We start from the raw sequence: 20,280 nt of genomic DNA on the forward strand, positions 1-20,280 counted from the left end.
TTCGGCCGTCGCACCGGTCCTCCTGGGCGACCTGGACCGCTACGTCCTGCTCGACGATGCCGACCGGGTGCCGCGCACAAGTCGGGGCAGACAGCTCGAATGCCCACGAAGGCCCCCGGGAAGGGGCCTTCGTGGGTCAGGGCTGGGCTGCTGGGACACAGCCGAGCGCAGCACGCGTCCGCGCGGCGGCCTTCAGGGGCCCGAGGTCATTCCGGGAATGTCACCTCCACCAGTCGGCAACCCAGCCAGTCCTCCAGCAGGACCGGCTGGGGCAGGTGCCCGGGGTTGGCGGGCTGGTTGAGGTCTTCGACGATCTCCGCCAGAATCCTGCGGCGTTCACTTTCCTCGGTCACCGGCCGCGCCCGGGTGCGAAGGTCCGCTCGCACCTCATGCTTGAGATGGAAGGTGAAACCGGGTTCAGCCACCAGATTGGCGTACCACGAGGGCCGGGACACCGTACCGCTGCACAGGTAGGTCCGCCCCAGTGCCCGGTAGAAGAAGATCTCGATGCGGCGCGGCAACCCGGTGCGCCTGCCGGTCGTGGTGATGTCGATGATCCTCTGCCGGGTCGACGCCGACCGGTCGATCTCGATGGCGCGGCGCACTCGCTCCTCCATGATTCCTCCCCTGTCTCTCAGGTGGCCGCCGCTTCGGACTGCAGCGCCGGCCCCAGCAGCAGGCCACCGTCCAGGACGAACTCGGACCCCGTGGCGAAGGAGGCGTCCTCGGAGGTGACGAACAGCAGCAGCCGGGTGATGTCCTCCGGTTCGGCGAGCCTGGGGACCGCGAAGGGCTCCGGCGAGTAGAAGTCGGAGATGGGTGCGGCCCCCGGCGCGCTGGGCTCGTGGATCAGCGGCGTGGACACGACCCCGGGGTGGATCGAGTTGACCCGGATGCCGTCACGACCCAGCTCCAGGGCCGCGCTGCGGGTGAGTCCGCGCACCGCCCACTTGCTGGCGACGTAGGGCGCGTACATCGCTGTTCCACCGTTGGCCATGGTCGAGGCGATGTTGACGATCACCCCGCCGCCGGCACGCCGCAGGGAGGGGGTGACCGCCTTGATGCCCAAGAACTGGCCGGTGAGGTTGATGCTCAGGGTGCGCTCCCAGACAGCGAGCGCGGTGTCCTCGATCAGGGCCGGCGCGTGCTGGATGCCCGCGTTGTTGACCAGGACCGAGATCGGTCCGAAGCGGTCCTCGATCCGCCGGACGGCGGTGTCCCAGTCGTCCCCGTGGGTGACGTCCAAGCGGACGAACAGCGCGCGTTCACCGAGTTCGTCGGCGAGTGCGTGTCCGGCGTCGGGGGCGATGTCGGCGATGACGACGTGGGCCCCCTCACGGTGGTAGGCCCGCACGTGACTGGCTCCCATGCCTCCGGTTCCTCCGGTGACCAGGACGGTGCGGTTGTCGAAGCGTCCCATGACGCTGTCCCCCTTGCGATAAGTAAGGCGAGGTGAGTCACTTGACTCACCCGGAAGGCTAGCCCCGACTTGATGGTGAGTCAAGTGACTCACCTCGCTGTTCGCTAGACTTCCCCCATGAACACGGAGCCTTCGAGTTACCATCAGCGAGTGGCCGAGCAGAAGCGGACGGCCATCATCGAGGCCGCTACCGAACTGTTCCTGGAGAAGGGGTACGACGGCACGTCACTCGCGCGGATCGCCGAGTCCGCCGGGGTGTCCAGGGCCACCCTGTTCAAGCAGTTCTCCACCAAGGCCGCGCTGTTCGACGCCATCGTCACCGAGTACTGGCGCCCCGAGGCCGGGGACGGCCCCGAACCCGCCCCCGGAGACCTGCGTGCCGGGCTCACCGCCATCGGCCACCGTTACGTGGACCTGCTCACCCGCCCCGGCATGGTGGCCCTGTACCGCATTGTCATCGCCGAGGTGCCACGCTTCCCCGAACTCGGCCGCGCCCAGTTCGATCTCGGCAAGATGCCCTATTTCACCTCGGTGCGCCGCTATCTCGAGTCCGCACGCGATGCCGGGACCGCCCGGTTCGACGACGCCGACACCGCGGCCACACAGTTTCTCGGCATGATCGCCGACTATGTGCTGTGGCCGCGCATGCTGCTCGTGGACTGGTCCCCCTCCCGAGGCTCGATGGAACGCGTGGTGGCCGAGGCGGTGGCCACCATGGAGGCCAGGTACGGGGTGCGGAGCGACAGCCAGGAGCGCACCACCGGGCACCAGTCGGCCGCGGAATAACCCAGGCGGCTCCCGGCGCCTGCGCCGCGCCGCCGACGACCGCACCTGCGGCCCTCCTGGCCACGCGCGGGAACCCCAGTGGCGGTCGACGCCCGCCGGGCGGTCCCAGGGGGCCTGAACGGCCGGTCGTGGGCGGCGGTTCCGGATGACCGGGCTCGGATCACGGGTACAGGATGGAGCCATGAGCAGACCCGTCCCCCCGTTCCGAGAACTGTGCCCCGTCCTGGCTGTGATCTCCCTGGGAGGGGCACTCGGCGCCCTGGCCAGGTACGGCCTGGACACCGCCTGGCCGCCGGCCGCGTCGGGGGTCTCCTGGACCGTCCTCGCCGTCAACGTCAGCGGCAGCGCGCTCATCGGCGTGCTCATGGAACTCCTCAACCACCGGTGGCCGGCCAGCCGGTTCGTCCGCGCGTTCTGGGGCGTGGGAGTCCTCGGCGGGTACACCACCTTCTCCGCGTACGCCCTGGACACCGTCACCGCGCTCGAACGCGGCGCACCGCAGACCGCCCTGGCCTACCTGGCGCTCACCCTGGCCGGAGCGCTGGCGGGGGTGTGGGCGGCCTCGGCCGTCTCACACCGGATCCTGTCCGGGAGGAGGAGGGCGTGACCGCGCTTCTCGTGGTCCTGGGCGCGGCTGTCGGAGCCCCCGCCCGGTTCCTCGTCGACCTGGCCGTGCAGAGCCGCCACGACACGCCCTTCCCGTGGGGCACCCTGTGCGTCAACCTGACCGGCTGCCTGATCCTCGGCGCGCTCAGCGCGCTCCCCCTGCCCCGGGAGGCGATGGCGCTGTTGGGCGCGGGGCTGTGCGGAGCGCTGACCACCTACTCCACCTTCGCCTACGAGGCCTACCGGCTCGCCGCCACCGGCGAGCGCCTGTACGCGGGCCTGTACGTGGCGGTCAGCCTCACCGCGGGGCTGGGCGCGGCCTGGGTGGGGATCGCCCTCACCCGGGTCCTTCTCGGCTGACGCCGGCGGGAGGGCGGGTCCGAGAGCCCTGCCCGGGGGCCGTCCCCGACGGAACCGACCTCCGCTCCCCCGCCGGCGGGGGGGGGCCGGGGGGGCCCCCCCGCCCGGGGGGGGGGGGCGGCCCACTCCTCAGCGCTCCAGGTAGGCGCGCAGGTGCCGGGCGGTGAGGGTGTCTCCCCCGCCCACCAGTTCGGCGGGGCTGCCCTCGAAGACCACGCGGCCGCCGTCGTGCCCGGCGCCCGGCCCCAGGTCGATGATGTGGTCGGCGTGCGCCATCACCGCCTGGTGGTGCTCGATGACCACCACCGTGTTGCCGTCCTCGACCAGACGGTCCAGCAGGGCGAGAAGCCGGTCCACGTCGGCCAGGTGCAGGCCGGTGGTGGGCTCGTCCATGACGTACACCGCACCCTCCTTGGCCATGCTGATCGCCAGCTTCAGGCGCTGGCGCTCGCCGCCCGACAGGGTGGTCAGCGGCTGCCCCAGGCCCAGGTACCCCAGGCCGACGTCGTAGAGCCGGTCCAGGATGGTGCGGGCGTTGCCGGTGGTGAAGAAGTCCCGAGCCTCCACCACGGACATGGAGAGCACCTCGCTGATGTTCCTGCCGCGCAGCTCGTGCGTGAGCACCTCGGGCCGGAACCGCTTGCCCTCGCACTGCTCGCAGGTGGACGCGACCCCGGCCATCATGGCCAGGTCGGTGTAGATGACCCCCGCACCCTTGCACTCGGGACAGGCGCCCTCGGAGTTCGCGCTGAACAGGGACGACTTGACCTTGTTGGCTCGTGCGAAGGCGGTGCGGATCGGGTCGAGCAGCCCGGTGTAGGTGGCCGGGTTGGAACGGCGCGACCCCCGGATCGGGGACTGGTCGACCACCACCACGCCCTCCCGCCCGGGAAGGGCGCCGTGGATGAGCGAGCTCTTGCCCGACCCCGCTACCCCGGTGACCACGGTGAGCACCCCCAGGGGGACGTCCACGCTGACGTCCTTGAGGTTGTGGCTGTCGGCGCCGGTGATGGAGATGGTCCCGGTGGGGCGGCGGACCTGGTCGCGCAGGGTGGCGCGGTGGTCCAGGTGGTCGCCGGTGAGCGTGCCCGAGGCGCGCAGCCCGGCCACGTCACCGGAGTAGGTGATCCGCCCGCCCGACGGCCCGGCGCCCGGACCCAGGTCCACCACGTGGTCGGCGATCGCGATGGTCTCGGGCTTGTGCTCGACCACCAGCACGGTGTTGCCCTTGTCGCGCAGGCTCACGAGCAGGTTGTTCATCCGCTCGATGTCGTGCGGGTGCAGGCCCACGGTGGGCTCGTCGAAGACGTACGTGACGTCGCTGAGGCTGGACCCCAGGTGGCGGACCATCTTGACGCGCTGGGCCTCGCCGCCGGAGAGCGTGCCGGACTCGCGGTCCAGGCTCAGGTAGCCCAGTCCGACCTCCACCAGGGAGTCGAGGGTGTGGCCGAGGTTGTCCAGCAACGGCTTCACCGAGGGCTCGTCCAGGGATCTGACGAACTCGGCGAGCTCGTTGATCTGCATCGACGAGCACTCGGTGATGGTGCGCCCGCAGACCTTCACGGAACGGGCCTCGGCGTTGAGACGGGTGCCGTCGCACTCGGGGCAGGTGGAGTAGGTGACGGCCCGGTCCACGAAGGCACGGATCCCGGGCTGCATGGAATCCCGGTCCTTGGAGAGGTAGGTGCGCTTGAGCTTGACCACCAACCCCTCGTAGGAGAAGGAGTTGGCGCCCACCTTGACGCGGGTCGCGGGCCCGTACAGGAAGGTCTCCCACTCCTCGGGCGTGTAGTCGCGCAGTCTGCGGTCCGCGTCCAGAAGCCCGGAGTTGGCCATGACCTGCCAGTACCAGGAGTCCACCGCGAATCCGGGGACGGTGATGGCGCCCTCGTTCAGGGACAGGTCCCGGTCGTAGAGCTCCTCCAGGTCGACCTGGTTGGTGCGGCCCAGCCCCTCGCACTCGGGGCACATGCCCTCGGAGTTGTTGAAGCTGAACAGGCTCGACGGTTCCAGGCGCGGGGTGCCGATCCGGCTGAAGACGATCCGCAGCATGGCGGCGGCGTCGGTGGCGGTGCCGACGGTGGAGCGGGAGTTGGCGCCCATCCGCTCCTGGTCCACGATGATGGCGGCGCTCAGGTTACGCAGGGAGTCGACGTCCGGTCTGCCCTGACTTGGCATGAACGACTGGACGAACGTGGTGTAGGTCTCGTTGATGAGTCTCTGCGACTCGGCGGCGATCGTGCCGAACACGAGGGAGGACTTTCCGGAGCCGGACAGGCCGGTGAAGACGCTCAGCCTCCGCTTGGGAATGTCCACGGAGACGTCGGCGAGGTTGTTCTCCCTGGCGCCCCTGACCTGGATGGTGTCGTGGCTGTCGGCCATGGAGGTGGGTTCGGAAGACACGCTGCTCCTCAGAAAGCCTTATACGGTAAACTGGCGGCCTGCGAACGTTAGTTTATGCCATAAGGAGATGCAAGTGGTCGTTTACGCCGGACAGGGTGACGCTCGTCGCTCCATGGGTCTGCTGTGGCGCGCCCCCGCGGATCCGTCCACACGCACCGCCCCCGGCCCCAAGCCCGAGCTGAGCGTGGACCTGGTCGTGGAGACCGCGATCGAGGTCGCCGACGAGGAGGGCATGGACGCCCTGTCGATGCGCGCGGTGGCACAGCGGCTCGGGCGCACCGCCATGTCGCTGTACACCTACGTGGCCAGCAAGAACGAGCTCATCGAGCTGATGTACGACCACGCGTTCAAGGAGGTGGCCGAAACCGCCGAGACCCACGACGATCCAGACTGGCGGAAGGCTACGACGTTCTGGGCGACCCGCCTGTGGGAGTTCTACCTCCGCCACCCCTGGACACTGGAGGTCTCCCAGGCCAGGCCGGTCCTGGGCCCCAACGAGTACCGGCTGTTCGAGTCACTCGCCCGCGTGCTGCACGGCGCGGGGCTGGACGCCGCCCAGATCCGCAGCACCTACGGCAACCTCTTCTCCCTGGTGCGCGGTTCCGTCCAGACCGCAGCCGAGGCCCGCCGCGCCGAAGCCGTGATGGGAGTGCCCGAGGACGAGTGGTGGTTCACGCGGTCCGCCCAGTTGGAGGAGCTCGTCCCCGACTTCGCCGAGCGCTTCCCCACCCTGACCCTCATGTCCGAGGCGGGCGCGTTCTCCAACGAGAACGAGAGCGAGCCCTACCTGGAGCAGGAGGCGTGGGAGACCTTCCGTTTCGGACTCAACGCCCTGCTCGACGGGGTCCGGGGCAGGCTCGGCGTCCCGGACGCGCGAACGTGATGATCTCCTCGGCGGTGTCCGTGAGCGGTCCGCGTTCCCAGTCGCCGTACTGGGCGCGGACCTCCAGCCCGGCTCCGGCCAGGAAGGCGTTGAGGGTGTCGGCGTCCAGGAAGCGCAGCGTACTGCGGCTGTGCCGGACCGCGCCGCCCCACGCGGTACTGGAGTAGGCGGCGGTGAAGGTGACCAGGTCGCCCTCCACGCTCTCCAACCGGTGCACGGAGGTCGCCCCGACCCCGTCCGGCCCGGTCACCGTGCGCGTGCGGGAGGGCCGCCACGCCTCCCAGCCCCGCGCCGCCGGGTTGCGCGTCTCGAACACGAACCGGCCGTCACCGGTCAGGGCCCGCCGCACCGCCGCCAGCGCGGCCCTCAGCTCCTCGTCCGTCGTGAACACCTGGAACGCGTGCCCGGTCATCACGACGAGGTCGAACTCGTCCTCGAAGGGCGTCGTCACCAGGTCCCCGAGGGTCCACTCGACGTCGTCCCGGTCGCGTCGGCCGACCTCCAGCATCGCGGCGGCCGGGTCGAGCCCCACGAGCCTGCCCGTGTGGCCCCGCTCCCGGGCCGCCCGCTGGAGCAGCCCGGTCCCGCATCCCACGTCCAGCACCGACCGCGCGGCCATGACCAGGTCGATGTAGAACGCGTCGTCGGGGGCGAGCCCCCAGGGGTGGAAGACGTCGTAGAGTTCGGCTGTCGCTGAGTCGGAGAAGACGTGGTCGACCATGCGCCCAGTGTGGCAAGCCGGTCAGGTTCCCGCACCGGGATTTCCCGGGCGGCCCCCGCCACCGCCCCGGGCGCGGCACCGGACTCAGAGGCCCAGCGGATGCCCGGTGGTGGCGTCCACGTGGTCGGGGACCTCCTCATGGCGGTCGCCCACCGTCAGGGTTCCGGTGGGCTCGAACATCAGGATCGACGCTCCCCCGTCGGACTCGGGCCGGTGCTCGGTGCCGCGCGGGACCACGAACACCGACCCCCTCTCCAGCGCGACCGTGCGCTCGGGGGCGCCGTCGTGCTCGCGCAGCCGGATGCGCAGGTCCCCGTCCAGCAGGAGGAAGAACTCGTCCGTGCCGTCGTGGGCGTGCCACACGTACTCGCCGCGGACCTTGGCCACGCGGACGTCGTAGTCGTTGACCCGGGTGACGACACGGGGGCTCCACAGCTCATGGAAGGAGGCCAGGGCTTCGTCGAGGTTGATCGCTCGTTCGTTCACAAGGCCATCCTGGCGTCGCCATCCGCCGCCGGGAAGTGCTAGGAATCGCGTATGCCGCAAGAATCCTCGCATCGTGTCGCGCTGCTCGTCGACGAGGGGTCCAACCCGTTCGAGATGAGCGTGGCCACCGAACTCTTCGGACTGCGCCGCCCTGAACTCGACCGCCCCTGGTACGACCTCACCGTGTGCTCGGCCGTTCCCGATGTGCGCGTCCACCTGGGGATGTTCACCCTCACCGGCATGGCCGGACTGGAGGCGGCGGAGAACGCCGACACCGTCATCGTGCCCAACCGCCCCGACCCGTGGGTGCCGCCCCGGCCCGGTGTGGTCGAGGCCGTGCGCCGCGCGTCCCGCCGCGGAGCACGCCTGGTCAGCTTCTGCACCGGCGCGTTCACCCTGGCCGCGGCCGGGGTCCTGGACGGACGCCGGGCCGTGACGCACTGGAGGTTCGAGGAGTTGTTCTCGCAGATGCACCCCGAGGTCCTCCTCGAACGGGACGTGCTGTTCGTGGACGACGGCGACGTCCTCACCGCGGCGGGCAGCGCCGCCGCCCTCGACCTCGGACTGCACCTGATCCGACGCGACCACGGCGCGGAGACCGCCAACACGGTCAGCCGACGGCTGGTGTTCACCGCCCACCGCGAGGGCGGACAGCGCCAGTTCGTCCGACGGCCGGTCCCGGAGGCATCCGACACCTCCCTGCAACCGGTCCTGGCCTGGGCCCGGGAGCGCCTGGACGAACAGCTCACCGTGGCGGACCTGGCCGCCCGCACGGCGGTCAGCGCGGCGACCCTGCACCGCCGGTTCCGAGCGGAGCTGGGAACGACACCGCTGGCCTGGCTGCGGTCCGAGCGGGTCCTGCTGGCCTGCCGCCTCATCGAGACGACCGGCATGGACTTCCGGGCGATCGCGCGGGCCAGCGGACTGGGCAGCACCGCCCACCTGCGGGCGACCCTGCGTGCGCACACCGGGATCGCCCCCGCCCTGTACCGGGAGCGCTTCGGACCGCGCGCGCCGGTCGGGGACCGCGTCGGTCCTCCCACCGCACCCGGCTCGGGGGAAGGGCTCCCGCGTGCCTAGGATCGCGTGCATGGAACAACGCGTACTGGGTCGCACCCGCAAGGACGTCGGCGTCGTCGGTTTCGGCGCCTGGCAGATCGGAGCCTCCTGGGGCGAGGTCAGCGAGGCCGACGCCACGGCCGCCCTGCACACGGCGGCGGAGGAGGGCGTCACCTTCTTCGACACCGCCGACGTCTACGGCGACGGCCGCAGCGAACGGCTCGTGGGCCGCCTGCTGAAGGAGCTCCCCCACATCACCGTGGCCACGAAGATGGGCCGCCGCCAGGACCAGCTGCCCGAGAACTACAACCCCGCCAACTTCCGCGCCTGGAACGACGACTCCCGCCGCAACCTGGGTGTGGACACCATCGACCTCGTGCAGCTGCACTGCCCGCCCGCCGCCGTCATCGCCACCGACGCCGTCTTCGACGACCTCGACGCCATGGTCGAGGAGGGGAGGATGCGCGCCTACGGCGTCTCGGTCGAGACAGTGGACGAGGCCCTGGCCGCCATCGCCCGCCCCCACGTGGCCACCGTCCAGATCATCCTCAACGCCTTCCGCCACAAGCCCCTGGAGCGGTTCCTGCCCGCCGCGCGCGAGGCCGGGGTCGGCGTCATCGCCCGCGTACCGCTGGCCAGCGGACTGCTGTCGGGCCGGTTCACCGCCGACACCGCCTTCGCGGACGACGACCACCGAGCCTTCAACAGGGAGGGGCAGGCCTTCGACAAGGGCGAGACCTTCTCCGGCGTCCCCTACGCCCTCGGTCTGGAGGCGGTGGAGCGCATCCGTCCGCTCGTCCCCGAGGGGGTGACCATGGCCCAGTTCGCCCTGCGCTGGATCCTGGACCAGGACGGCGTCAGCGTCGTCATCCCGGGGGCCCGCAACGCCGACCAGGCGCGCGGCAACGCCGCCGCGGCGCACCTGGCACCGCTCACCCCCGACGTCCACGCGCGGGTCGGCGAGGTCTACGACGAACTCGTCCGCCCCCACGTCCACCACCTGTGGTGACCGGCGGACATCCCGTGCGCTGACCACCCGGCAGGCCGCCGACGGTGAGCCGGGACCGCGGGCGCGAAGCCCGCGACCCGGCTCCCCCGGGGCGGCCTCCTCCGGTACGGCCCGGCACGTCGGAGCTCCGGACGCCGGCCCGCGCGGTGGCCGGTCAGCACCCGGGTGCGCGGGTCCGACCGTCGCCCCCCGCGAAACGGCGCGCGAGGCGCCTGAAGGCCTCCTCGAGTTCGGGCGGCCCGACGACCTCGAAGTCCGCGTCGAAGCGCCCGATGGCCGAGGCCAGGCCGACCCATGACCAGGAACCGAGGGTCAGCCGGCAGCGGTCGGCGCCCCACTCCTCGACCACGCCGTCGTGCGCGAAGGGAGCGACGGACGCGGCGGGCAGGTCGAGGATGACCTCGCCCCGGCAGGGCCACTCGGCCGGTCCGTCGGAGCCCCGGAACCTGCTGGTGACGAAGGAGTCCACATCTCCACCGGGCACCTCGCGCGGGGTGAAGCGGGGGCCGTTGGGGCTGCGGGGCGAGATGCGGTCCACGCGGAAGGTCTGCCAGTCGTCGCGCTCGGCCTCCCACGCCAGGAGGTACCAGCGCCCTCCCCAGGTGACCAGGTGACGGGGCTGTACCTGGCGCCGGTCGCCCCCGGTGTCGCCCCGGGCCGTGGCGGACCGGAAGGCGGGGGTGTAGTCGAAGCGCAGTTCCTCAAAGGCGTGGATGGCGGCGCTGATCGTCCGGAGCAGGCCGCCGTCGGCCCGGGCAGGGCGGGCGTCGGGCGGCGTGATCGCGGAGACCCGGATCGGGGTGATCCGTTGGCGCAGACGCGCGGGCATGACCTGTCGGACGGTGTTGAGGGCGCGCGTCGCGGCCTCCCCGATCCCGGCGCCGGTCGCGGTGGCCGCCTGGAGCGCCACCGCCAGCGCCACCGCCTGGTCGTCGTCGAACAGCAGCGGGGGCATCTGCGAACCCGCGTCGAGCCGGTAGCCGCCGTCGCGCCCCTTGGAGGCCGTGATCGGGTAGCCGAGTTCTCGGAGGCGGTCCACATCACGGCGGATCGTGCGGGGGCTGATGTCCAGGCGCGCGGCCAGCTCCTCGCCCGACCAGTCCCGCCGGGTCTGGAGCATGGACAGAAGTGCGAGCAGACGGGCGGAAGTCTTCACCATGGGCTCCATTCTGCCGCGATAAGAGGACACACCCTGTCCTGTAGGCCTGCCAGTGTGAGGTCACGGCAACGGGGTGGGACGCACCGTCATCGCAGTTCACCCCCCTCGGTGGCGGACCTCTGCTGTCCGCTCCGAGGGAGCCGTGGTGACCGACCACAGCACCCTGTGCCGGGCCGGCGACGCAGCAGCGGCGCACGGCCGCCCCTTCCGACACGAGCCCGTTCGGCGCTCATCCGAGTACACGAAGACTGGAAGCCATCATGCCCATCACCACCACGACCCACCTGAACTTCCGCGGCGACGCCCGCGCAGCGCTCGACTTCTACCACTCCGTCTTCGGCGGGGACGTCGTCGCCGTCACCTACAAGGACGCGGGCAACACGCAGAACCCGGACGAGGCGGACCAGGTGATGTGGGGCCAGGTGGCCGCGGACAACGGATTCCGCGTCATGGCCTACGACGTGCCCTCACAGATGCCGTGGAACGCGGGCGAGAACGCCGTCTTCGTCTCCGTGCGCGGTGACGGCCCCGACGAGATCACCGCCTACTGGGAGAAGCTGGCCGTCGGTGCGACCATCGTGCAGCCGCTGGAGCCCGCGCAGTGGGCGCCGCTCTACGGGATGCTCAAGGACCGCTTCGGCATCGTCTGGGTCCTGGACGTCGCGGCCCCGTACAACGGCTGACCTTTCGTCGGAGGGGTGCGAGGGGCAGGACACCTGCCCTTCCCCCCTCCGGCCCCGTCCGGTGGTGGAACGGCTTGCGTGAGGGCGGACGGGTTCTCGTTCGGCGGTGTGAGCGCCCCGGGGGGCGGTGGCGCGGAGGCAGGCCCTGGAAACCAGGACGTTTCCGGGTGTCGGGAATGCGGCGCCGGCTCCGTCCCAGGTACACCAGTGGCTACGACAGGCCGCGCGACGAGGGAGAACCACCATGACGATTCAGCGGATGGACAACGTCGGCATCGTCGTCGAAGACCTGGATGCCGCCATCGCCTTCTTCACCGAACTCGGCATGGAGTTGGAGGGCCGAGCACAGGTCGAGGGGCGTTGGGCGGACCGCACCGTCGGCCTCGGCGGCGTCCGCTGCGACATCGCGATGATGCGGACCCCGGACGGCCACGGCCGGGTCGAGCTGGCGAAGTACCACTCCCCCGCGCCGATCGGCACCGGACCGCGCAACCCGCCGCACAACACGCTGGGCATGCATCGCGTCATGTTCGCCGTCGACGACATCGAGGACGTCGTCGCCCGTCTGCGCGCTCACGGCGCCGAGCTCGTCGGTGAGCTGGCCCGGTACGGGGACAGCTACCGGCTCTGCTACGTCCGCGGCCCCGAGGGGATCATCGTCGGGTTGGCCGAGCAGCTCAGCTAGCAACCCGGGGTTGGGGAACGGAACAGGATCCGGCGCCCCCGAGGCCGGGGTCAGCCGCACGGCAGCCGGGGAGAGAACGATCGCTGTCCAGTTTCCGTTCACTCCGGTCTGTCGACCTGGCAAGTCACCGGTTCGAGCGGGATGGCGGCAGAAGGAAGTCCCACTCGAACCGGCCGGTGATCTCGGTCGTCCCACTCACACCGCGTGCCCATCATGGTTGTCTCGGCCGAACCGGCTGCCCCAGGGCTGTCCCGCATATCCAGGTGCCCCCTAACGGCTTCCTGGGTAGCGTGTGCCGACATGGCATCGGAACTGGAACGCCCCCCGCTCCAGGCGGACGAACGCACCGCCCTCACCGGCTGGCTTGACCTGCAGCGGCAGATCCTGCGCTGGAAATGCGCAGGGCTGAGCGGCGAGGACGCCCACCGCTCGGTCCTCCCGACCTCACCGGCCATGACGATGGCCGGTCTCCTCTCCCACATGCGCTGGACCGAGCACATGTGGCTGGACGTGCTGTTCCTCGGCGGCGACGAGAAGCAGAACCCCGCGTTCGACGAGTCGCGCGAGGACGCCGACTGGCACACGGACGGCCGCCCCCTCGCCGAACTCCTCGCGGAGTACGAGGCCCAGTGCGCCCGCAGCGACGAGATCGTCCGCGCGGCCTCCCTGGACGACATCGGCCGCCACCCCGACTTCCGCTCCGGCAGCGCCAACCTCCGCTGGATGCTGATCCACCTCGTCGAGGAGACGGGGCGGCACGCAGGGCACGCGGACATCCTCCGGGAGCTGCTCGACGGCACGAAGGGCTATTACTAGGGGTTGCCGGAAAGGGGCGTCGGAGCGCCCCGCGCGGAGGGGACGAACACACTGGTTGCCCCGACGGGGCCACCTCGGGTGGCGGGCGACCTCGCGCCGGTGGTCGCCGCGGGTCTGCTCGCGGGTGCCGTAGGCGCGCAGCTCCCCGAGGGGGAGCGCGGTTTCTCCGACATCCCCACCTGCGGCAGAGTGCTCCTCCTCTGCCGCCCCCGCCCGGGGCTGCCGACGGCCCCGGGCGGTCGACGCGCCTAGATCAGGCCTTGGGCGAGCATCGCGCCCGCCACGCGCTCGAACCCGGCCACGTTCGCGCCCAGCACGTAGTCGCCCGGGGAGCCGTACCGCTCGGCGGCCTCCTCGCACCGGTCGTGGATCCCCGTCATCACCTCGGCCAGCTCGGCCTCGGCGTGCTCGAACGACCACGACGTGCGCCGTGCGTTCTGCCGCATCTCCAGCACGCTGGTCGCCACACCGCCGGCGTTGGCGGCCTTGCCCGGCGCGAAGAGCACACCGGCCTCGCGCAGCACCTTGACCGCAGCGGGGGTGGTGGGCATGTTCGCCCCCTCCGACACCGCCAGGACGCCGTTGCGGACGAGTGTGCGCGCGGAGTCCGCGTCGAGCTCGTTCTGGGTCGCCGAGGGCAGGGCCACGTCGCAGGGGACGTCCCACACGTTGCCGCCCGCCACGTAGCGGGCGTCCCCGCGGCGCTCGGCGTACTCACCGATCCGGGCGCGCTCCACCTCCTTGATCTGCTTGAGCAGGTCGAGGTCCAGGCCCTTCTCGTCCACGACGTAGCCACCCGAGTCGGAGCAGGCGATCACGGTGGCGCCCAGCTGCTGGGCCTTCTCCGCCGAGTAGATCGCCACGTTCCCCGAACCGGACACGACCACGCGCCTGCCTTCGAGCCCCTGGCCCGTGCGCTCCAGCATCCGCTGGGCGAACAGCACGTTCCCGTACCCCGTGGCCTCGGTACGGACCCGTGAACCGCCCCAGGACAGTCCCTTGCCGGTGATGACCCCGGCCTCCCACCGGTTGGCGAGCCGCCGGTACTGGCCGAACAGGTAGCCGATCTCGCGCCCGCCCACCCCGATGTCCCCGGCGGGGACGTCGGTGTGCTCGCCCAGGTGGCGGTGGAGCTCGGTCATGAACGACTGGCAGAACCGCTCGACCTCGGCGACGGAGCGCCCCTTGGGGTCGAAGTCGCTGCCGCCCTTGCCGCCGCCGATGCTCATTCCGGTGAGGGCGTTCTTGAAGATCTGCTCGAAGCCCAGGAACTTGATCACTCCGAGGTTCACGCTCGGGTGGAAGCGCAGCCCGCCCTTGTAGGGGCCCAGCGCGCTGTTGAACTCCACGCGGAATCCCCGGTTGACGTGCACGTGCCCCTGGTCGTCGCGCCAGGGCACCCGGAAGACGATCTGCCGCTCGGGCTCGCACAGGCGCTCCAGGATGCGCTCCTCGGCGTACTCGGGGTGCCGGGACAGCGCCGGGGAGAGGCTGTCGAGAACCTCCAGGACGGCCTGCTGGAACTCGGGCTCGTCGGGGTTGCGCCGCACCACGTGCGCGAAGGCCGAGCGCACGCCCGGGTGGTGGTTCTCAAGGTCGGACGTGTTGGCCATGGGTGAAGGAGGTCCTTTCGGTCCGGGCGCCGCCGGTGCCCGGCTCTTGGTCGTGTTTCCGCCGCATTTTGGTGCTGTTGCTTCGACGTTACACGTCGGCCCGAGAGTCGATTCGACCGGCGGTGCACCCAACGGGCTCGGCCCCACCCGGGCCGTGTCCCGTGCCCTCCGCTCCGTCGGGGCCGGTCACCGGTCCGCCCGGCCGAAAAGCTGTGGCACGGGCCCGCGAGGGCGCACCCATGCGCGTGCGAGTGGCCGAGGACGGGTGTACCTGGAGGGGCCGGGGCGGGCAGCGACGCGAGCGCCGGGCGGAGCCGCTCCGACGGGCACGCGAACCGCCGCACGGTGCGGTCGCCGTCGAACGTCGGCAGGACGTGCCGGACACCCGCCACCGCTGGGAGTGGGCAGGGGGCGTCGCCGTCCTCGACGCCCGCACCCCGCTGACGACCGCGCTCCTCGCACGGTTTCCGGAGCGGCAGAGGCCTCCGAGCATGCGGAACCCCCGGTCAGCGGCTCCGGTCGGCTCCGGGCCGCCGTTCGGCGGACACCGGATCGGCCACGGAGGCCACGGAGGAGCGGTGCACCCGGGTCACGTAGGGGAGCGTGAAGCGCGTGCGGTCGCGCAGGTCGGGGTGGGTGTCGACGAGGCGGACGAGGTCGCGTTCCAGGAGGGCGCGTCGGCGGTGACCGGCGGCGATGTGGAAGGAGTGGCTGCGGTAGAGGTCCAGAAGGCTCTCACGGGTGTGCTCGACACCGAACGCGAAGCGGCGTTCCGCGAAGGGACCGAAGTGCCTCCCGGGCTCCGGAGGCGCGACGGTGGTCGCCCCGGTGTCGTCGTAGGGGCGCAGCACCTCGGTGAGGGCGGCCACCCAGGGCGTGGACTGGTCGCGTAGCTGCCACATGACCACGAACACGCCGTCCGGGCGCAGGAGGCGGGCGGTCTCGGCGTGCGCGGCGGGCGGATCGAACCAGTGATGGCACTCGGCGGCGAGGATCGCGTCCGCGTAGCCGTCGGGCAGGGGAACCGACTCGGCGCTGCCGTGCAGCACACGGGCCGCAGGTGTGCGGCGGGCCAGGGCGGCCCGCATGCGGGGGTCCGGGTCGACGGCGGTGCAGCGGTGGCCCAGGGAGTGGAGCCGACGGGTGAGCAGTCCGGTTCCGGCCCCCACGTCGACCACGTCCAAGGGGCGGTCTCCCAGGGCCCAGCGGACGGCCGCAGCCGGGTAGGGCGGGCGCACGCGGTCGTAGACGTCGGCCAGTGCGCCGAACGAAGTGGCATGGCCGCCCGGACCGTGCGTCGGCGGAGACGCATCCATGCGTCCTCCCCTGGTCTCGCCGTGTTCGGTGCGGACGGGCAGGCGGATCCGCGCACCCTCTTCGCCTTCGTGCCGCCCGACGGGCGAGGACGCGCCTTCCCCTGCGCGTACTCTCCGTCGTCGGAATTTTACGACAGGTCATTCCTCCCTTGTCGTGGTTTCGGAGAACCGGCCCGACGGGCGACCGCGGCGCGGTCAGGAGCCGTTCGACGAGTCCTCGGCCGTGCGCTGCGGGCCGAGTCCGGCCGGTCCCGTCGTCACCGTCGAAGCCGGGGGTCGAGGAGGATTGCTACAGGATTCAGCGGTAGACCCTCACGGGCTCACCGGTCGGTGGTGAGGGCGTCCAGGGCGCGGGTCTTGTCCACCTCGGTGGGCAGGGTGTAGCGGCGGGTGGTGTTCACAGCGGCGTGGCCCATCAGCTCCGCCACCAGGACCACGTCGACCGGTTCGGAGGCGAGTTCGCCGCGGCCGCGCACGAGGTCGGTGCCGAAGGTGTGGCGCAGCACATGCGGGCCGAAGGCCTCGCCGTCGTCGGCCGGCCCGAGCCGCGCAGGGCGAAGAAGGCGTCGACGGCGGCCAGGCGGTTATTGACGGTGGCCGCGCCCAGGTGGGTGCCCCGCGCGGTGCGGGTGTTCTTCAGGGTGCGGCGACAGTCGCGCACCGCCCAGTCCCGGGCGGCCGGGTCGGTGAGGGGGTCGCCGTCCAGAGCGCCGGCCTCGCGGGCGTCGGTCAGCCAGGTGAGGAAGGCGGCGGTGTTGCGCCGGTACTTGTCGCGGGTGGCCGCGCCCAGATCGGTGGCCGAAGCCAACCGGTCGCCGAACGCGGCGAGTTCGGCCGCGAGGTCCTCGGGAAGGTCCACGGTGTGGCGGGCCGCCCGGTCCGTGTGTTTCCAGAAGTCGTTTCGGCGGGCTGTTCTCGGCCGGGGGTTGTGTTTCCAGAAGTCACCCCGGCAGTCTACTTCCGGAAATGCTCCTTTCCAGAAGTACGATGTTCTGCTTCAGAGGGCCGTGTCCATAGTGCGGGTTTTCGTACCGATGTTCCTCGGCCTCCGTCTTGGAGGGGTTCAGGAGAGACAGAACTCGTTGCCCTCGATGTCCTGCATCGTGATGCAGGATTCATTGGCGTCATCGGCGTGCTGCGTCAGCACGTGCTTCCCACCAAGAGCCATCAGCCGTGCGCATTCGGCTTCGAGTGTGGCCAGGCGCTCGTCACCCACGAGTCCGACGCCGGCCCGCACACAGAGATGCACCCGGTTCTTGACGACCTTGCCTTCGGGAACTCGCTGGAAGAGCAGGCGTGGACCCACACCGGAGGGATCAGTGCACGCGAAGTAGATCTCATCCTCAGGCGGCAGCGAGCGGTGGTACTCCTCCCACGTGCCAGAGCCCTCCGGGGCCGTCGGTACGACGTACCCCAGCACCTCGCACCAGAAAGCGGCGAGGCGCGCAGGTTCCGCGCAGTCGAAGGTCACTTGGAACTGTTTGATCTTTGACATCAGCGCAGAATAACAGGGATCCTGCTGATCCCCGCAGGTGGCCAGGTCCGCTCGTTGTCAGGGGCAGGGGCCCTGTTGTTCGCTGCTGTCTCGTGCGGTCGCAGGAGTGAACCGAGGTCGGTGTCTGCCATAAAGGGGGGCTGGGATGCGACCCCGGCCAACCACTCTTGTGCTGCCAAGGATCAATTACGGGACAACCCTTATCTGGTTTTTCGTTACTTCGGCTTCGGGTTCTGGGGAGTCTTTTCTGACTACCGGTAAGTCAACCGGCGGGACGGTGCACTTCAACGAGGCCCAATTCACCGGCGGAACGGCGGACTTTGGTCGGGGTGGGATGGTCGGTGATCTGGGCGACTTCGAACGCGCCATAGGCGCGTGCCCGGCCGGTCTGCGAGAAGCCCGAGCAAAGGCTGTACCTGGTGTCCTGCTGATCCCCTCAGCTTGGGGACAGCACCAGGATCCGCAAGCCCCAGGCACAGAATCACCTCGCCCGACAGCCGCCTGCACGCACTGGCCAGGGCAGTGAACAGCGTCTGGAAGACGTTGATGCCGCAACAGACCCCACCGGACCGCGAGGAGCATCTACCGCTAAATCCTGTCGTAATCCTCCTCGACCCCCAAGCCGGTGCCCGCGGACAGGCGGGAGCGCCGGCTGACCGGCACTGAACACGGTTCTCCGGGCGCTCCACCGGTGGCCCCGGTGCACGGCGCCATGGCCGCCTCCCCCGTCGGCGCGGCCGAAGCCGAGGCCCCTCATCCGGCCTGACGTCTGCGGAGGCGGCTCAGGTGGCGGCGCACGGAGTCGACCGACTCCCGCGCCGAGGGCGTCGGCGCACGACCGCTCGGCACGGGCACCCCGGAGCGCTCAGGGCGGACCCGTGTCAGAGAGGCGCGCATGAGCGCGAGGACCGCCGGATCGGTCTCCTCGGCCCCGTCGGAGTCAGCGGGGCAGGGGCCGTCCCGCGGGGGCGCGGCCTGGAGTCCCGTCTCATGCCCTGGCCCGTCCTGCCCTCCGGGGCCGGACGCATCCCGGGGCAGCAGGCCGGGCTCGGGCGCGGTCTCCCCGTGGCCGCGGGGCGGATGCAGGACCTCGCCCGGCACGGTCCGGCAGGCCGCCCCACACACACGGCACGTGCCACCGGGCACGTTGCGCACGCCGGGGTGGTCGGGGCAGGTGCGCGGCGCCGCACCGTCGGGACCGACGGCGAACCCGGGAGGGCGGGCGAACGCGTCGCCGTCGTCCCGGAGCCGGGGTCCCGGCCGCCCCGGCCGGGGCGGAGTCGCACGCGGTGCGGGAGCGCCCGAGGGGGCGGGCGGTGCCGGAGCGGTACCTCCGTCGCCGAGCACACCGGCGCCGAGGAGGCCGCCCAGGAACCCGCGCGCGTCGTCCACGCTGCCCAGACGGCGCATGAGGGCGGGGAACGGGCTGCGCAGGGTCTCAGTGCCCTCCAGGAGTGCGCTCAGCTCGGCCGTTCGCAGTCCCTGCCCGGTGAGCCGGTCCACGGCTGCGGCCAGGGCCTCGCGGTCCGGCCCGGGGCGGCGCAGCACCGCGTCCGGGATCCGTGCCAGGAGTCGCCGCGCATGGCCGCGCGGCCCCGGCTCGGGCACGGGGGCCGGTGTCCGGTCCGAACCGTCCCTCGGCAGCGGCAGCGGCAACGACAGCGGGCGGGCTCCCCGCGTGCCCGCACGCGCGGGCGCGCGTCCTGTGGTGACGCTCCCGCGGACGGAACCCGGAATCGAGGAGGAGTGTGCAGGGGAAAGGTCTGTAGGTCGTTCTGACAGGTCGGTGCGCCCAGGGTGAACTGTCGTGCCTACCGGCGGGTAGGGGCGGGAGGCCGGAGTCAACGGATCCTCCCCCAGCTGCCGACGCACCCGGTTGACCTCCTCCAGGGCCTGGGCCGTGTACGCCGACGCGGGGATCATCAGCTCCAGCACCGGGGGCAGCCGGTCGGGCCACCGGCGTCCGGCGGCGATGTCGGCGCAGAAGAACAGGCGCGCCCGCAGCGGATCCAGCCTGCGCACCAGCCCCGCGCCGACGAGGTCGTCGATCGCCCGTTTGACGGTGGAGACGCTCACCGTCCCACCGGAGCGCTCCACGATCGTGTCGAGGTACAGGAAGCACCAGCGCCCGTCCGCGTCGACGGCGTCGGCGATGATCGCCGCGACGGCGTGCGCGCGCGTGCTGGGCATCAGCCCGCCCTTGAGGGCGTCGGTGATCCAGAGCGAGGGCATGAAGCCGATGCCGCGCATGGCGCCCAGCACGCGCCGGCGCGGACTGCCCGGTCCGGGCGGGGGTTCCGCCACCTGCGCCGGAGTACGCGAAGGACACGACACGCGGGATATGACCGCGACAGCGGGGCCGGGTTGGATACACTCCACCACTAGCCGCCTCCCTGTTGTTGCCAGGTTGGGGGTCAGAGCCCGGCGCCGGTGTTGGTAGCACCTGCCGGGCTCGACTGCTTTCAGGACCCAGCGTAGTGGAGCGAACACGGGTTCGGGAGCGGCTGTGGAAAACCCTCCCGCAGCCTTCCCCCCCCGGCCACCGAGGGCCGCGGAGCACCCGGGGCCGCACCCGGCCAGGACCGGAGGCACCAGGTCAGCGCCCCGGACGGCGTATCCGCGCACGGCCCCTCACCGGCCGCTCGGCGTTGGCCGTCCCCGCCCCGACGCTCCAGCACGCACCCCGCCGGGGGCACGTCCGGCCGCGTGCGCCACACCTCGGCCTCCTGCGCCCGACCCGCGCCTGCGCGTCCTCGCCGGAACAGGCGTCCGCGACACCG

Annotated in this window: 21 protein-coding genes; 9 read left to right on the plus strand and 12 right to left on the minus strand. The window is 71.4% G+C overall.

The window, feature by feature from the left end:
• Window positions 1-206: 206 nt before the first annotated feature.
• Window positions 207-617, minus strand: coding sequence for a nitroreductase/quinone reductase family protein (locus Q8791_RS07315; RefSeq protein WP_330090823.1), 411 nt, complete (start codon window positions 615-617; stop codon window positions 207-209).
• Window positions 618-634: 17 nt separating this feature from the next.
• The gene (locus tag Q8791_RS07320) at window positions 635-1,420 is read right to left on the minus strand and encodes an SDR family NAD(P)-dependent oxidoreductase (protein ID WP_330090824.1); all 786 of its coding nucleotides are present in this window, start codon (window positions 1,418-1,420) and stop codon (window positions 635-637) included.
• 150 nt (window positions 1,421-1,570) lie between these two features.
• On the opposite strand from Q8791_RS07320, the gene Q8791_RS07325 reads away from it, so the two are divergent.
• The 3 genes from Q8791_RS07325 (at window position 1,571) to Q8791_RS07335 (ending at window position 3,172) form a co-directional block, all read left to right on the plus strand.
• The gene (locus Q8791_RS07325; RefSeq protein ID WP_330090825.1) at window positions 1,571-2,206 is read left to right on the plus strand and encodes a TetR/AcrR family transcriptional regulator; all 636 of its coding nucleotides are present in this window, start codon (window positions 1,571-1,573) and stop codon (window positions 2,204-2,206) included.
• Between the two features lie 181 nt (window positions 2,207-2,387).
• Window positions 2,388-2,813 (plus strand): fluoride efflux transporter FluC, encoded by a 426-nt coding sequence (locus tag Q8791_RS07330; RefSeq protein ID WP_330090826.1) that lies wholly within the window; start codon window positions 2,388-2,390, stop codon window positions 2,811-2,813.
• On the plus strand, window positions 2,810-3,172 hold the full coding sequence (locus Q8791_RS07335) for a fluoride efflux transporter FluC (RefSeq protein WP_330090827.1): 363 nt from the start codon (window positions 2,810-2,812) through the stop codon (window positions 3,170-3,172). The genes Q8791_RS07330 and Q8791_RS07335 overlap by 4 nt, the downstream gene beginning before the upstream one ends.
• Window positions 3,173-3,301: 129 nt before the next feature.
• Here the strand turns inward: Q8791_RS07335 and Q8791_RS07340 are convergent, their stop codons facing one another.
• A complete protein-coding gene (locus Q8791_RS07340; protein WP_330090828.1) occupies window positions 3,302-5,575 on the minus strand; it encodes an excinuclease ABC subunit UvrA in 2,274 nt (757 codons plus the stop codon).
• Window positions 5,576-5,648: 73 nt separating this feature from the next.
• Between Q8791_RS07340 and Q8791_RS07345 the strand changes: the two genes are divergently transcribed.
• The gene (locus tag Q8791_RS07345) at window positions 5,649-6,458 is read left to right on the plus strand and encodes a TetR/AcrR family transcriptional regulator (RefSeq protein WP_330090932.1); all 810 of its coding nucleotides are present in this window, start codon (window positions 5,649-5,651) and stop codon (window positions 6,456-6,458) included.
• Here Q8791_RS07345 and Q8791_RS07350 read toward each other — a convergent pair.
• Window positions 6,400-7,179: a class I SAM-dependent methyltransferase gene (locus Q8791_RS07350; RefSeq protein ID WP_330090829.1), complete on the minus strand. Its 780-nt coding sequence runs from the start codon at window positions 7,177-7,179 to the stop codon at window positions 6,400-6,402. The genes Q8791_RS07345 and Q8791_RS07350 overlap by 59 nt on opposite strands.
• 84 nt (window positions 7,180-7,263) lie before the next feature.
• The gene (locus tag Q8791_RS07355) at window positions 7,264-7,665 is read right to left on the minus strand and encodes a cupin domain-containing protein (RefSeq protein ID WP_330090830.1); all 402 of its coding nucleotides are present in this window, start codon (window positions 7,663-7,665) and stop codon (window positions 7,264-7,266) included.
• Between the two features lie 51 nt (window positions 7,666-7,716).
• Between Q8791_RS07355 and Q8791_RS07360 the strand changes: the two genes are divergently transcribed.
• Window positions 7,717-8,745 (plus strand): GlxA family transcriptional regulator, encoded by a 1,029-nt coding sequence (locus Q8791_RS07360; RefSeq protein WP_330090831.1) that lies wholly within the window; start codon window positions 7,717-7,719, stop codon window positions 8,743-8,745.
• A gap of 10 nt (window positions 8,746-8,755) precedes the next feature.
• Window positions 8,756-9,733: an aldo/keto reductase gene (locus tag Q8791_RS07365; RefSeq protein WP_330090832.1), complete on the plus strand. Its 978-nt coding sequence runs from the start codon at window positions 8,756-8,758 to the stop codon at window positions 9,731-9,733.
• A 154-nt stretch (window positions 9,734-9,887) separates the two neighbouring features.
• Here the strand turns inward: Q8791_RS07365 and Q8791_RS07370 are convergent, their stop codons facing one another.
• Window positions 9,888-10,892 (minus strand): helix-turn-helix transcriptional regulator, encoded by a 1,005-nt coding sequence (locus tag Q8791_RS07370; RefSeq protein ID WP_330090833.1) that lies wholly within the window; start codon window positions 10,890-10,892, stop codon window positions 9,888-9,890.
• A gap of 260 nt (window positions 10,893-11,152) precedes the next feature.
• Between Q8791_RS07370 and Q8791_RS07375 the strand changes: the two genes are divergently transcribed.
• The 3 genes from Q8791_RS07375 (at window position 11,153) to Q8791_RS07385 (ending at window position 13,076) form a co-directional block, all read left to right on the plus strand.
• Window positions 11,153-11,575, plus strand: coding sequence for a VOC family protein (locus Q8791_RS07375; protein ID WP_330090834.1), 423 nt, complete (start codon window positions 11,153-11,155; stop codon window positions 11,573-11,575).
• 259 nt (window positions 11,576-11,834) lie between these two features.
• Entirely contained in the window at window positions 11,835-12,260 is a 426-nt protein-coding gene (locus Q8791_RS07380) for a VOC family protein (RefSeq protein ID WP_330090933.1), read from the plus strand.
• A gap of 300 nt (window positions 12,261-12,560) precedes the next feature.
• Complete coding sequence (locus Q8791_RS07385) at window positions 12,561-13,076, plus strand: DinB family protein (protein WP_330090835.1); 516 nt, start codon at window positions 12,561-12,563, stop codon at window positions 13,074-13,076.
• A gap of 248 nt (window positions 13,077-13,324) precedes the next feature.
• Here Q8791_RS07385 and gdhA read toward each other — a convergent pair whose 3' ends face one another.
• The 6 genes from gdhA to Q8791_RS07415 form a co-directional block, all read right to left on the minus strand.
• Window positions 13,325-14,689, minus strand: a complete 1,365-nt coding sequence (gene gdhA / locus Q8791_RS07390) for an NADP-specific glutamate dehydrogenase (protein WP_330090836.1) — start codon at window positions 14,687-14,689, stop codon at window positions 13,325-13,327.
• Between the two features lie 506 nt (window positions 14,690-15,195).
• The gene (locus Q8791_RS07395; protein ID WP_330090837.1) at window positions 15,196-16,005 is read right to left on the minus strand and encodes a class I SAM-dependent methyltransferase; all 810 of its coding nucleotides are present in this window, start codon (window positions 16,003-16,005) and stop codon (window positions 15,196-15,198) included.
• Between the two features lie 320 nt (window positions 16,006-16,325).
• A complete protein-coding gene (locus Q8791_RS07400) occupies window positions 16,326-16,481 on the minus strand; it encodes a site-specific integrase (protein ID WP_330090838.1) in 156 nt (51 codons plus the stop codon).
• A complete protein-coding gene (locus Q8791_RS07405; RefSeq protein ID WP_330090839.1) occupies window positions 16,421-16,864 on the minus strand; it encodes a hypothetical protein in 444 nt (147 codons plus the stop codon). The genes Q8791_RS07400 and Q8791_RS07405 overlap by 61 nt, the downstream gene beginning before the upstream one ends.
• A 204-nt stretch (window positions 16,865-17,068) precedes the next feature.
• The gene (locus Q8791_RS07410) at window positions 17,069-17,500 is read right to left on the minus strand and encodes a VOC family protein (RefSeq protein ID WP_330090840.1); all 432 of its coding nucleotides are present in this window, start codon (window positions 17,498-17,500) and stop codon (window positions 17,069-17,071) included.
• A 753-nt stretch (window positions 17,501-18,253) separates the two neighbouring features.
• The gene (locus Q8791_RS07415) at window positions 18,254-19,804 is read right to left on the minus strand and encodes a hypothetical protein (protein ID WP_330090841.1); all 1,551 of its coding nucleotides are present in this window, start codon (window positions 19,802-19,804) and stop codon (window positions 18,254-18,256) included.
• Window positions 19,805-20,280 lie beyond the last annotated feature (476 nt).

Source organism: Nocardiopsis codii (assembly GCF_036327455.1).
GTDB classification, from domain to species: domain Bacteria; phylum Actinomycetota; class Actinomycetes; order Streptosporangiales; family Streptosporangiaceae; genus Nocardiopsis; species Nocardiopsis codii.